The following is a 13,426-nucleotide window of genomic DNA, read 5'->3' on the forward strand; positions in this document are numbered from 1 at the left end:
CTCCACGTCACCATGATGAGATACCTCACGATAGTACTCCTGCTCGCACTCGGTCTGCCGCTGACTGCCCAAACCGACTCCGGACCCGACCGGTGGTACGGACACCAACTCACTACTTCCGTGGGGATGGCACAAAACAGCGGCATGCGCGGCTCCTTCTGGGGTACGGAAGAATTCACGCAGAACTACCTGAGCATGGGAGTGGAGTACCACCTGATCGTGCCCCTACGATCGTTCACCGTCGGGATCGGTCCGGGACTGGCAGTCATGGACGGGCGGCGCAGGGAACGAGCGGCCTCACTGACGGGCCTGGTCGAATACCGGCTGGGCCAGGGACGCGTACGAACGGTCGGTCGCCTCACGGGAGGAATAAATTTACCGGTCGGCCACCGGGATCAACCCCTCGAATCCCGGTCGCTCGGCACCGTACTTCACCCGTCGGTGGGCATCGTGCTTACTCCGCCCGGCGGACACTGGGGAAGCCTGCTCTTCGACGTCGGATACCGCTTTACGGAAATGACCCTGAGCACTACGAACGCCGTTCAACAACGAAGCGACCGTGAAGTAACCTACCGGCGACTGACGTTCACGACCGGAATAAGATTTTAGCGTTGGAAGAAAGCACGGACCGAACATTGGTGGAGGAATGCATCCGGGGCGATCGCCGCGCCCAGGAGCTGTTTTACCGCAAGTACGCCCCCGTGGCGCTGGCGGTGTGCCGGCGGTACGCACCGGGACGTGAGGAGGCGATGGACCTGCTCAACGGCGGCATGATGAAAGTCTTCGAAAAGCTCGCTCAGTTCCGCTGGGAAGGCAGCCTCGAAGGCTGGGTGAAGCGGCTGGTCTTCAACGCTACCATTGACCAGTTCCGTAAGCAACGGCGGCGGCCGACCCTCGAGATCGCCGACTGGGACCAACCCACGGAAGACAGCATCACCCACCGGCTGTATGCCGACGACCTCTGCCGCATGATCGATCTCTTACCGGAAACCAGCAAGGAGGTGTTCTGGCTATTTGCCGTGGAGGGGTACAGCCACGCCGAGATCGCCGCCAAACTTCACTTCAGCGAGGGCAACAGCCGCTGGCACCTCAATAAGGCACGGCAGTTGCTGCGCGAAAAACTTAACCAAGCATCCCATAATCAGAACCGTTATGCCGGATAGGAACGAACAAAACTGGACCCCGGACGAGGCCTTCTGGAACGAAGCCTGGACGGACATGAACGGACGGCTCGCCCGTCGCAAGCGGCGGAGGTTCCTTCCCTTTCTCTGGCTGCTCTTGCCCGCTCTTTTGGCGGGGTCGCTGGTGCTGTGGAATCAGCCAACCGAGCTTGCTGCCCCTACGCAAAGCAGCGCCATTCCTCAAGCGTCTATCGTAGAGGAAAAGCCGGAAAAAGCGAGCAGTGTAGCACCCGTATCCGACTTGCTCGACCAAGGTGATCCGGCCCCCTCCCCAAGTACTTCGCTTTACGAGACGCCTAGCACAGTACCGGGAGCCACTACGGGTGAACGCATTGCTCCTGCGCTCTCCGCCCCCGGTGTAACGACGGAAAAAACTTCCCCACGCGAAGCGTATTTGGCGGTAACGGAGATCCCGACCCTGGGTCCCCAATTTCTCGACGTGCCCTTACTCCTGCCCCGGATCGGGTTGCTGCTGGCGACGCCGGAGATCGAGTGCCCGCCGGTCCGAACGTTTACGGTGACCCTCGGTACTAACCTACACACCCAGAGCTGGAAACCGGGTGGTTTTGCGGAAATCGGCTACCGCATCGGCGGGGGAAAATGGAGCATTCCGGTGGGGATCCGCTACCGGTATGCCCGGAGAAGTTTCACCATCGCGGAATCGCTCTACGAAAACGCCCTGGAGGATATGTTTACCAGTGGTTCGGCGCAGCCCCCCGCAAACTTCTCCTCCAGCTCCCTGCGCGCCGCCTTTGCCGAGAGTGGGTTTGACGTGATACGGTCGCACGAGATCGAGCTGCGTGGCGGACTGGGACGAAGCTTCGGCAGCTGTGGCAAGCTCTACCTGAGTGGGGGCGCGGGCATTGGCTACTTGGTATCGGGGGAAGGTCCCGTGCTCTATTCTCGGTCCGATGGAAGCGCAACGATGTTCGCGGTAGCGGAGGAGCGTTTCGGTTCATCCAGCATGTTGGATGCTTCGAATGTCGCACCTAACGCCGGTTACAATCCAGTGATCACCACTGTAAACCGGTTCAACACCAGCGTGTGGCTGAGGGGCGATCTGTTGCTCGGAAAGCGATACGGCCTCACCGTGGGCGTGAGCCGGTATTTTAGTCAGTTCTACCGCGACGGGGTCATTGACGTAGAACGTACGAGATTGGAATTGGGGCTTAGTAGACGGCTCTAAAATTCCTATCTTTGCGCGCCAATTGCGCATTCACCATGAGAAAAGACATCACACTGCCCGAAGTAACCGACGTGGCCGTCGCGGTGATCCCCCGACAAGATGCCGGAGAAGATCTCTGGGATACCTACCTGATTAACTTACGTGACGAGTCGCTGGAAAATATCCTGATCACCAGTCAGGGCTACGGAAGCGTGGAGGGTGTCGATAAGACGACCACCGTACTACGCCATTTTCATCAGACGCTGGGTGCGGGCGAGTCGATCAAAATCGAGCCCATTCAGCCCACTCTATTCGGCATTACCAACGAGTACTGGGTCAGCTTCAACAGCAACGGGCAGATGCTCGATAAGCGCTACGTGTTCAAGGCGAATACCATCAGCCGGGAAGGCCTCACGGAGGTGCCCGTCGTGGAGCGCCCGGGAATCGTGCTGCAGTGAGCCGCCCCGCGCCCAAGCGGGTAGCCGAAAGCTCCACCACCATGTCGGAGCTCGTGATGCCCAACGACACCAACCCTCAGGGCAACCTGATGGGCGGCAATATGCTGCGGTGGATGGACATCTGTTGCGCCATCTGCGCCGGCAAGCACTGCGCCAAGCCGGTGGTCACGGCCAGCGTTGATAACGTAGCCTTCCAGAGCGCGATCAAGAACGGGGAGGTGATCACCCTGGAAGCCAACGTGACCCGGGCCTTCAATACGAGCATCGAGGTGTACGTCGAAGTATTCGCCGCCACGATGCAGGGCACCCACCCCCGCCGCACCCACCACGCCTTCTTTACCTTCGTAGCCCTGGACCGCGACAACGGCTCTCCCGTCCCCGTTCCGGAACTCCTGCCGCTCACCGACATCGAGCAACAACGCTACGAGGCCGCACTGAATCGGCGGGAGCTGCGCCTCGTACTTGCCGGTCGCCTCAAGCCCGAACAGGCCGGCCAGTTGCAGGAATTGTTTCGCCAGCAGGCCTGATTTTACCTAACCTTCACACCACCACCGCTTTGAATATCGTGACCTACAACGTCAATGGCATCCGCGCCGCCCTCCGTAAGGGACTGGCCGAATGGGCGGCCACCACCGATATCGACGTATTGTGCGTGCAGGAAACGAAGGCGCATCCGGAACAGGTCGACCTGGAGGAATTGGAAGCGGTCGGGTTTCGCCACGCCGCCTGGCACAGCGCGACTAGCAAGAAGGGGTACAGCGGCGTACTGACCCTCAGTAAGGTGGCACCCGATCTGGTGGTCCAGGGCTGCCAACTCGACGTGTACGACTGTGAGGGACGGGTCATTCGCACCGACTTCGGCGACATCACCATCCTAAACTGTTACTTCCCCAACGGTGGACAAGGTGATCACCGTCAGGAATATAAGTATCGCTTCCTCGATGATTTTCTCGACTTTGTACTCGAGCTGCAGAAGACCCGGCCGAACCTGATCGTAGTGGGGGACTACAACATCGCCCATCAAGAGATCGACCTCCACGCCCCGAAGCGCAACGAGAATACCACCGGCTTTTTGCCCGACGAGCGGCGCTGGATGACCAAGTGGTTCGAGCGCACCGGCTTCGTGGATGCGTTTCGCCACCTCCACCCCGATACCATAGCCTACAGCTGGTGGAGCTACCGGGCCAATGCGCGCAACAACAACAAGGGCTGGCGCATTGATTACCACAGCCTCAACCCCGAGCTTGCCGAACGCATCGTTTCGGTGGCGCACTTACCCGACGTCCTGCACTCCGATCACTGTCCGATCCTGCTGCAATTAACCCCCTGACCGCGTGAAACGAATTTTTCTCGACAACGCCGCTACCACCCCGCTCGATCCGGAAGTCATGGCTGCCATGACCGAAGTCATGTCCGGCACCTACGGCAATCCCTCCAGCATCCACGCCGAAGGACGCAAGGCCCGCAGCCTCATCGAAGCCGCCCGCAAGACGGTGGCCAATTACCTGAACTGCAGCATCGGGGAGATCTTCTTCACTTCCGGAGGTACCGAAGCCAACAACATGGCGCTGAAGAACGCGGTGCGCGATCTCGGCGTGACCCGCATCATCTCCTCTCCCCTCGAGCATCACTGCGTACTGCATAGCCTCGATGCCATCCGGGCCACCGGCGCGGCACGGGTGGAAATGGTCCGTATCGACGAACGCGGGCACGTAGATCTGGAGGACCTGCGGAAGAAATTAGCGGAAGAAGGCGGAAAAACGCTGGTCAGCCTCATGCATTCCAACAATGAAATCGGCAATTTGCTGCCGCTCGAAGCGGTAGCGGAACTGTGCGGGGACGCAGGTGCAATGTTTCACTGCGATACCGTGCAAACCATTGGCTATTTCCCCATCGACCTGGACCGTACCAGGGTTAGTTTTCTCTCTGGTTCCGCCCACAAGTTTTACGGTCCCAAGGGAGTTGGCTTCGTGTACGTAAACAGCGATAACATCATTCGGCCGTACCTCGACGGCGGTGCCCAGGAACGGAATATGCGGGGGGGTACCGAGAACATTTACGGTATTGTAGGACTGGCCAGGGCGCTCGAAATAGCAGCTGCCGAACGCGAGGCCCGGATGGCCGAAATGTGGGAGATCAAGCGGTATTTTATCGAGCAGCTGAAGTCAGTTTATCCGCAAGTGGCCTTCAACGGCGATACCGAAAACAGCCACTGCAAGGTGCTCTCCGTCAGCTTCCCGGAATCACCCAAGGGGGACCTGCTCCTGATGAACCTGGATCTGGCCGGCATTTCCGCCAGTGGGGGATCGGCCTGCTCCAGCGGTATCGACGTGGGGAGCCACGTCGTCGGTCACCTCCACCCCGATTCGAAGCGCCACACGATCCGTTTTTCCTTCAGCCACCACAATACGCGAGAAGAAGTGGATGCCGTGGTGAGTAAGCTAGGCGGAATGCTATAGGGGGCCACTGCCCTTAACCTATTGCACGAGAAGTATTTTCGCTTGCTGGCCTTCTGCCCCGTGCGATGCCCGAATCAGGTATGAACCCGGCACTAGCCTACTGCTAAGTTCGATGAGCTGGGCCCGATCTTCGTCGTGCTGGTACTTTTGTTGGAACAATTGCCGGCCGGAGGCATCGTAGACTTCGATCGTGAGTTGACCTCCCGCCGCAATTCCGCTCGTTTGTACACTGAAGTGCCTGCCGGTATTCGGATTAGGGAAGAGGGTGAACGTCCAGTCAGACGATTGAGCATACCGTACCTCTACGAGATGGGACAGACTGATCGCACCGTCGAAGTCCGTGGTTTGCAGCCGGTAGAAGGAGGTACCGGAATAGGGCTCGTTGTCGTGCAATTCGTAGAAAAGCCGTTCTCCGGGTGCCGAAGTTCCCGCTGCCGGCGTGGTGCCGACGGTGGAAAAAGCGTGCCCGTCGACCGTCTTTTCGATGGTGAAAAAATCCGTACCGACTTCGTCTTCCGTGACCCACTTGACCAGTACGTACTGCTCTTCCGGTATAGCGTCGAAACTGACCAGCGTCAGCGGAAGCGGGACGACGCCGAAGAAATAATTGGCGTGAAAGCCCGAGCCTCCCCCTCCGCCGTACACGATCGCCATATTCAAACCGCTCACGGTGGCCGAGTACGTTTGGTGATCGGCACCATCTCCGGGTCCTCCAACAAAGATTTCGAGTAGCAAGGTGCCGTTCAGTAAGAAGTTGGCGGTAAGGTGGTCAAAGCCGTCGCCGTCGCCTCCCGCAAACATGCTGGCGAGGGTCCCTCCCGCTAGCGTGCCCACCGCAGTCTCCCGGCTGAACCCGTCGCCGTCCCCGCCCGCAAAGGCCACCTGAATATCGGCTCCGGACAGGGTGATGTGCACGGTCTGCCGATCAAAGCCGTCGCCACCGCCGCCGGAAAATACCGCGTCGAGATTCATTCCGGTCAGCGAGAAGGTACCCGGTTCGTGATCGAAGCCGTCGGCGGGCCCACCCGAATAAAGGCCGGAAAGGGATGCTCCGGATAACGTGACCGTGTAGTGGTCGGTACCGAAACCGTCTCCGGCGCCGCCGGTGTAAACGGCCCTGACTCCTGCGGGCAGGCCGTCGAACGTGAGCTGAACTACTCCTCCGGTAAAGAAGCCGTCTCCCGACCCGCCGGCAAACTGCGCGGATAGGTGGCCTGAAGTAAGGAGGTAGGCCAGGCAGGCCAGCCAGTGAAGGGTGCGGCGTAAGTGGGTGAGCATGAGCACGTATTTAATTGGCACTCCTTACACCACGAAAACCGAGTCGCGTATTGGAACCGGTAAGGACGGTAGCCGCATCGTTGCGATCGGACAAGCGCAGGTAGATGGCGGCGTTTGCGTGGCTGCCGCCGCGGTATCCCAGTCCCACGTTGGTCGTAGGCCAGGTAGCTACGTTGTGCAAGCCTGGACCGGTGATCTCTCCATCTCCGTGAGCACCGTTAAACGCCCGTCCTTCCGGATTACCTACACTTACCACGCGTTCGTAGAGGTTCCCGGAGAGTTCCATGATCCCGTAGTAGCTGCCTCCGGTTTCTTCCCGGTTTGCATTGGTGGCACTGGCCGCAAATATGCCCACGCGTAGCGGCCCGGAAAACGGCGGAGTGGTCAGTGAGAATTGTGCGTTTCCGGTCCCTACTCCAAGGCCGGACAACTGCTCCGTGGGTAGCCCGTCGTTCAGTAACGCATAGGGGGCGCCATGAATGTTAGCCGTGCCCCAGGCGAACTCGCTCTGGATCGGATCGGCGGGTCCGCGGCCGGCCTTTTCGAATTCCAGTTCCGTCATGGGCCGCAGACCCGCCCAGTCGAGGTAGGCCAGGGCGATCTGATTGGATACATAATTCAGGGGCAAGTCGGGTAGGGATGTGGTCGCATTCCCGGTTTCGTCCCAGGCAACGCCGTTGCGAGCTGACACGTTATCGGAATTCTTCCCTTCGGACCCGGTGACGTCGAGGGCCAGGCGCTGGGTTTGCGTCAGGGTATTGAAAAAGGCGACGTACTGGGCCTGGGAAGTTTCGTACTTCGCGCAGTAAAATCCGTCGTACCCCTTGGGGAAAGTCGCGGGAATGGGACCGAGCTGATCACCAGAAGTCACCCCGCCCCCATTGGGAGGGTAATACAGGCTGCCAACCGAGTTGTTGACGTTGATCTGATCTTCCGAATCGATAAGGTAGGGGGAGCGGATTAGGGGGACGGCACCGACGCTGTAAAACTCCCCGTTCTCCAGGGTAGCCGCATTCAGAATATTCCCCCCCGTACCCAATGAAAAAGGCGACGGTGGGACGTATACCATCTCCAGGGCGAAGACTTGCACGTCGACTACCGCGTTGTCGTCCACGCCGTCTATGCCGTAGTCCCATACGAGTTGTATGTCCTGATAGGCGACGTCGCCACTGCCGTCTCCGCTGCGGTAGACGAACGCGCCCAGGTTATCAACTTCCTGTACAGATGCTCCACCGGGACTAGTGCCCACGCCAGCGATGTTCGCGTGACGCCAGGGGCCTCCACCTACGCGGTATTTGATGATCACCCAGGCGGCGTCGTAGTTGGCCGGACCGACGCTGATACGCCAGGAGTTTTCCCACGACAAGTCAAATTGAACGGTGGTTTCTCCGGCGCCTACGTTCTGGTCGGTAAGTACGATGTTGGAAACCGCAATGTTATTGGCCGGTAGGGCGGTGAAGGTGAACAACACCATCGAGAATAGGAGTAAATTGTTCATAGTGATTGGTTTGCGTGAGCGAAGTGATGCATCTATGCGATTTATAATTAGGCAGGCACTAACGTTACGCCTCAGGGTGAAAAACCTATCTTCGCCGCATCCTAAATCATTCCTCCTTGAGTTACGAGACCACCATTGGCCTGGAAACCCACGTTCAGTTGGCTACCGTGTCCAAGGCATTCTGCGGAGACCGCAACGAATTCGGTGCCGAGCCCAACCGCCACATCAGCGAAGTGAGCCTCGGATACCCCGGCACCCTACCCTTTCTGAATGAGCGGCAGGTGGAGTTTGCGGTGCGGCTGGGTCTGGCCCTCGGGAGTAAGATCAACCGCCGCAGCACCTTCGACCGCAAGAACTACTTCTACGCCGATCTACCCAAGGGCTACCAGATCACCCAGGACGACCGACCGATCTGCGTAGGTGGAGCGCTTCCGATCCGTACGGCATCGCAGCAGTATGCAGCAGGTGCGCCTACGGTCCGCGTACAGCTCCACCACATTCACATGGAGGAAGACGCGGGAAAGTCCATCCACGCGGCTGGGGAAGCGTTCAGCCGGGTCGACCTCAACCGGGCGGGCACGCCGCTACTGGAAGTGGTGACCGAGCCCGACCTGCACAGCGCAGAGGAGGTCGACGCCTTCATGAGCGGCATGCGCCAATTGGTGCGGTGGCTCGAGATCAGCGACGGCAACATGGAGGAGGGAAGCCTGCGCTGCGACGTAAACGTCAGCGTAAGGAAGCAGGGACAGGCCGAACTGGGCACCCGCTGCGAGATCAAAAACATGAACTCAATGCGCTTCGCCCGGCGCGCCATCGCCTACGAAGTAGACCGCCAGATCGCACTGCTCGAAAAAGGAGAGTCCGTAATGCAACAGACCCGGCAGTTCGACCCGCAGTCGGGTACTACCTCCGCACTTCGGGAAAAGGAGAACGCCCACGATTACCGGTACTTTCCCGATCCCGACCTACCGCCCGTGGTCCTGACCGATGCGTACGTGCAGACGTTGCGGGATACGCTCGGTATTCTTCCCTGGGAGGCCTATACTGAATTACTCGCCCTGGGGCTAGACCCCGACGATGCGGCGCTGATCGGAGAAGAAAAGCACCACTACCTCTCCTTCGTCCGCTACGCCCGCGCCTCCCCCGCGGTCCCGGAACTGGCCAAGTTGTGGGTGAACCGGGTACTGCCTTTTCTGCAACAGAGGGAGCTCGGACTCGAGCCGGAGCAGTTCGCTACGCTGCAAACGCTCATTGCCGACGGTGAAGTAAGCGCGGCCAATGCCGCCTCGCGGTTGCTGACCGACCTGCTGGAAAACCCGGGCGACGTGCGCCAGCGTGCGGTCGATCTGGGACTTATCCAGAATACAGATACGGATTTCCTGAAGCACATCGCCCGGGAAGTCATCGGCGCAAATCCCGATAAGGCCAACGCTTACCGGAAGGGCAAGAAGGGGCTGATAGGATTTTTTATGGGTGAGGTAATGAAGAAAAGTGGCGGCAGCGCCGAACCCAAGGAAACGCAGGCACTTCTGCGCGGGCTGTTAGAGGAAACAACGTAAGCATGATAAACAATTACGCCGAATACCAGATCTGGTGGAGGGAGGTGGGACACCACGCCCTCGCGGATTACACAGAGGGAAAGACGTCCTGCGTAGTCGGCTTGTCTCCCCAACGGGCGCTTGAGTACTCCGCCGTAGAGATAACTAGCATCCTGCACGGGCGTCTCGGGACTAAGGTCTTTCAGCAGGCACTAAATCCGAAAAACTCGATAGAGAGTCACCTCGCAAATCGGCGGGACGGCAACTGGTTAAAATCCTGCAATACCGTTGGGATCAACGTCCGGACCATCGGCAGTTTCTGGAACGTGCTGAAGTATGCCCTCACGCTGCCGGATCACATTCGGGGAATTCACCTGCTTCCGATCTGGGAGCCCGGCGTGGTGGGCAGCCTGTATGGTATGGCAAGCTGGAACCTCAACTGGGAGTTCCTCGACGGAGAAGCTCTGCGCATGTTTCCCCAACTACGTTCTCTGGAGAATCAGCTAAAAGTTACCATCAACCTGCTACACGCCATGGGCAAGGTGGTGGGTATGGATGTCATCCCGCACACCGATCGCTACGGTGAGATGGTGCTGGCCAATCCGTCGTACTTCGAGTGGTTGCGCCGCGACGACCTTACCATCACGGACCACCGGGAAAACCTTCACGAAGACGTGGAGATCGCCATACTGGATTGGCTGAAACTTACGGACCCCCACAAAGATTTTGACCCCCGTCACTTTTTTTACGAGCGCCCGGAAGCGGACCGGCTTGTAGAACTGTTCGGTGCACCGGGAGATTACGACCTGCGGGTGGAACGAAGGGTCAATCTGGTCGATTACCTCTACCACCAGGGGCTGGAGTCCGTGCCGGCTACGATGGCCCCACCCTACCGCGGGCTCGAGGTAGACCCCTCCGACCAGGCGCTCACCATCGATGATGCGGGGCACCGGTGGCGCGACTATCGCATCACTAAACCCGAGAGCATGAGCCGGGTATTCGGGCCGCTGACGCGATACAAATTTTACGGACGCCGCGACGATAATCGGGATTGGGCCATCGACTTCGACCGACCGCGTAAGCAGGTGTGGGACTACTTCACCGAGAAGTACGCCGAACAGTGCGCGAAGTTTGGTTTCGACTTCATGCGCGGCGATATGTCGCACGTGCAGATGCGCCCCGAGGGAGTACCGCAGGAGATCGGACCTTATTACGACCCATTACGGGCCGTAAAACTGCGGATCGCCGAAGACCGACCCCACTTTGCTTACTTCGCCGAAAGCTTCCTTGCCCCTCCCGGCGTGATGGCGTACGGCGATGAAGTGGAGCACCTTGTCGCTTCTGAGGCAGACGTCACCTTAGGCGACCTGCAGAGTGAAGTACCGGGTACCGAACGTTTTCAGCACCTGCTGACGACCTACCTCGAGATCGCCGAGACAACGGAAGTGACCCCGGCCTTTACCATCATTACGGGAGATAAGGACGATCCCCGCTTCGATCATTTTCACCACCACGGTGAGATTGCACGACTCTTTACCGGCTTCTTCCTGGGCAAGCTACCCGCCTATTTCTCCCTCGGGTTTGAATTGCGCGACCGCCACTTCGAGCCGGCGCCCAATGAAAAGTACACGAAACTGTACGTGTTCCAGGAACGTACCGGTCCTAAGGCAACCAACGGACGGTGGCAGTGGGGCAGCAATTTCACGTTACTCCGGGAGATGCACAAACTGCACCGTTTTGCCGAAAACATACTGCCGAAATTAAATGGCGCACCGGATAAGGTGCCGGCTCCTACCGTCGGTTCGGACGGCCTTGTCTGTTGGACGAGGGCGGATGCCGCGGGAGTCGAAGCTTATCTTTTCGTGGTCAATTTTGCGGCGCAGGATCGACCGGTGAATATTTCGCTGGATCCGGCATTTAGTCGGGCAAACCTCCTCTTTGCCCTGCCCGAAGCCCAACCCGCTGAGCTGACGTTCTCCGGCGATCTGTCGCTTGGCGTAATCGCACCGGGTGGGGTACGTTGTTACCAACTGCACTGAACGGGTCGTAATTGGCCTGCTCCTGCGGACCCGCCCAAAACCGGATGCGGGTCGGGCAAGTTAGAGGGGCATGCAGCGCTCCCCTACCTACTCCCGCGTTCGCCTTATTCTGGGCGATCAATTGAACATTAACCATTCCTGGTTCGCGCAGCCGGATGAGGATACCGTGTACGGCATCTTCGAAACCTACTCGGAAGCTACCTATTGCGAGCACCATATTCAGAAGATCACCGGTTTTTTTCTGGCGATGCGGGCATTCGCCGAAGCCTTACGCGCAGGGGGACATGAGGTGCACTACCGTACGCTGGACGAAACGAGAAAAGCTGGCCTGAACTCCATTACCGAAAATGTGGCTGACCTGATGCAATCCGTTGGCGCTCATGAGTTCGAGTACCAGTATCCGGATGAGTGGAGATTAGATCAGGAGTTGCTTTCATTTTCGGAAAAAGTTGGAGGAGTAGTTTTTGATACGGAGCACTTTTTGTCTACCCGGGACGACGTCGCGCAGCTTTTCGAGGGGAAGCAGACGTACCTGATGGAAACCTTCTACCGGGAAATGCGCCGCCGCCATCATGTGCTGATGGACGCGAACGGGGAACCCGCCACGGGGCAGTGGAACTACGACCAGGAAAACCGGGGGGCCTTACCGAAGGAGATCAGCTTCCCCGCCGCTAGCACGTTCGTGCGCGACGCGAGTGATGTGGTCGCAATGGTAGAGCGGCACGGTATTCAGACGATGGGCCGGATGCAGGACAATGTTTTCACCTACCCCGTGACGCGGGACGAGTGTCTGGAGGCGCTGGCCGACTTTTGCACCAACCGCCTGCCCTACTTCGGCACCTACCAGGATGCAATGACCGTACACCATCCGTTGTTGTACCACGCTAACCTGAGTTTTGCCATGAACACCAAACTGCTCTCGCCCCGCGAGGTGATCGATGCGGCGATTGCGGCCTGGCGGGACGATCCGAACGGCATCTCGTTTAACCAGGTGGAGGGATTCGTGCGGCAGATCATCGGCTGGCGGGAGTACATGCGGGGAGTGTACTGGGCCCAGATGCCGGAGTTCGAGCACACGAACAGCCTGGGGCACGAGGCGAAGTTGCCGCGGTGGTACTGGACCGGCGATACGAAGATGAACTGCCTGTCCCACGCCGTTAACCAGAGTCTCGATTTAGCTTACGCCCACCACATTCAGCGGCTCATGATTACGGGCAACTTCGCCCTCATCCTGGGTGCTCACCCGGACGAGGTGGATGCCTGGTACCTGGGCGTTTACATTGATGCGATTCAGTGGGTCGAGATCACCAATACGCGGGGAATGAGCCAGCGGGCCGACGGCGGCCTGATTGCGACCAAGCCCTACTGCAGCAGCGCCAACTACATCAATAAGATGAGCGATTACTGCAAGGGTTGCCACTACGATCCGAAGCAGCGTACCGGCGAGCGGGCCTGTCCCTTCAATAGCCTGTACTGGGATTTTCTGGACCGCCACCGCGAGCGGTTCTCCGGCAACTTCCGCATGAAGATGATGTACCGGGCCTGGGAGCGCAAGGGGTCGGAGGAGCAGGTAGCGATCCTGGAGCGGGCGGCGTGGGTGAAGGAGCACGTGGAGGAGTTGTGATGTCGCTAGATTACTCGGTTACAGTAATCCTTTCCGACATATTTTCATTTTCTTACCTTACCGATCTGAAATTATTCGAAGGTGCTAGAACCAGCAGTTCCCCGGGTAAGGTGTACACGTAAGGTGAATAAAGAATCTTCTTCCGCGCTGTAAGCTCATTTCCCTACGTGGAGTAGTTTAGTTGCA

Annotated in this window: 12 protein-coding genes; 10 read left to right on the forward strand and 2 right to left on the reverse strand. The window is 58.7% G+C overall.

What is annotated here, in order from left to right:
• Nucleotides 1–12 precede the first annotated feature (12 nt).
• The 7 genes from GGR28_RS04475 to GGR28_RS04505 are packed head-to-tail and all read left to right on the forward strand — an operon-like array spanning nt 13 to nt 5,263.
• Nucleotides 13–609, forward strand: coding sequence for a hypothetical protein (locus tag GGR28_RS04475; protein WP_183494500.1), 597 nt, complete (start codon nt 13–15; stop codon nt 607–609).
• 2 nt (nt 610–611) lie between these two features.
• A complete protein-coding gene (locus GGR28_RS04480) occupies nt 612–1,163 on the forward strand; it encodes an RNA polymerase sigma factor (protein WP_183494501.1) in 552 nt (183 codons plus the stop codon).
• On the forward strand, nt 1,153–2,367 hold the full coding sequence (locus GGR28_RS04485; RefSeq protein WP_183494502.1) for a hypothetical protein: 1,215 nt from the start codon (nt 1,153–1,155) through the stop codon (nt 2,365–2,367). The genes GGR28_RS04480 and GGR28_RS04485 overlap by 11 nt, the downstream gene beginning before the upstream one ends.
• A 35-nt stretch (nt 2,368–2,402) precedes the next feature.
• Nucleotides 2,403–2,804, forward strand: coding sequence for a hypothetical protein (locus GGR28_RS04490; RefSeq protein WP_183494503.1), 402 nt, complete (start codon nt 2,403–2,405; stop codon nt 2,802–2,804).
• A gap of 41 nt (nt 2,805–2,845) precedes the next feature.
• Nucleotides 2,846–3,331 (forward strand): acyl-CoA thioesterase, encoded by a 486-nt coding sequence (locus GGR28_RS04495; RefSeq protein ID WP_183494552.1) that lies wholly within the window; start codon nt 2,846–2,848, stop codon nt 3,329–3,331.
• Nucleotides 3,332–3,360: 29 nt separating this feature from the next.
• Nucleotides 3,361–4,134, forward strand: a complete 774-nt coding sequence (locus GGR28_RS04500; protein ID WP_183494504.1) for an exodeoxyribonuclease III — start codon at nt 3,361–3,363, stop codon at nt 4,132–4,134.
• A 4-nt stretch (nt 4,135–4,138) separates the two neighbouring features.
• On the forward strand, nt 4,139–5,263 hold the full coding sequence (locus GGR28_RS04505; RefSeq protein WP_183494505.1) for a cysteine desulfurase family protein: 1,125 nt from the start codon (nt 4,139–4,141) through the stop codon (nt 5,261–5,263).
• Between the two features lie 18 nt (nt 5,264–5,281).
• Here GGR28_RS04505 and GGR28_RS04510 read toward each other — a convergent pair whose 3' ends face one another.
• On the reverse strand, nt 5,282–6,541 hold the full coding sequence (locus GGR28_RS04510) for a T9SS type A sorting domain-containing protein (protein ID WP_183494506.1): 1,260 nt from the start codon (nt 6,539–6,541) through the stop codon (nt 5,282–5,284).
• Nucleotides 6,542–6,551: 10 nt separating this feature from the next.
• Complete coding sequence (locus GGR28_RS04515) at nt 6,552–8,039, reverse strand: formylglycine-generating enzyme family protein (protein WP_183494507.1); 1,488 nt, start codon at nt 8,037–8,039, stop codon at nt 6,552–6,554.
• A gap of 116 nt (nt 8,040–8,155) precedes the next feature.
• Here GGR28_RS04515 and gatB point away from each other — a divergent pair, with 116 nt between their 5' ends.
• From gatB to GGR28_RS04530, 3 genes are all read left to right on the forward strand, one after another.
• A complete protein-coding gene (gatB, locus tag GGR28_RS04520) occupies nt 8,156–9,598 on the forward strand; it encodes an Asp-tRNA(Asn)/Glu-tRNA(Gln) amidotransferase subunit GatB (protein WP_221233788.1) in 1,443 nt (480 codons plus the stop codon).
• Between the two features lie 2 nt (nt 9,599–9,600).
• Nucleotides 9,601–11,616, forward strand: a complete 2,016-nt coding sequence (locus GGR28_RS04525) for a hypothetical protein (protein WP_183494508.1) — start codon at nt 9,601–9,603, stop codon at nt 11,614–11,616.
• A gap of 70 nt (nt 11,617–11,686) precedes the next feature.
• Nucleotides 11,687–13,240: a cryptochrome/photolyase family protein gene (locus GGR28_RS04530; RefSeq protein ID WP_183494509.1), complete on the forward strand. Its 1,554-nt coding sequence runs from the start codon at nt 11,687–11,689 to the stop codon at nt 13,238–13,240.
• The last annotated feature ends 186 nt before the right edge of the window (nt 13,241–13,426 follow it).

The sequence above is a fragment of the Neolewinella aquimaris genome (assembly GCF_014197245.1).
Classification (GTDB): domain Bacteria; phylum Bacteroidota; class Bacteroidia; order Chitinophagales; family Saprospiraceae; genus Neolewinella; species Neolewinella aquimaris.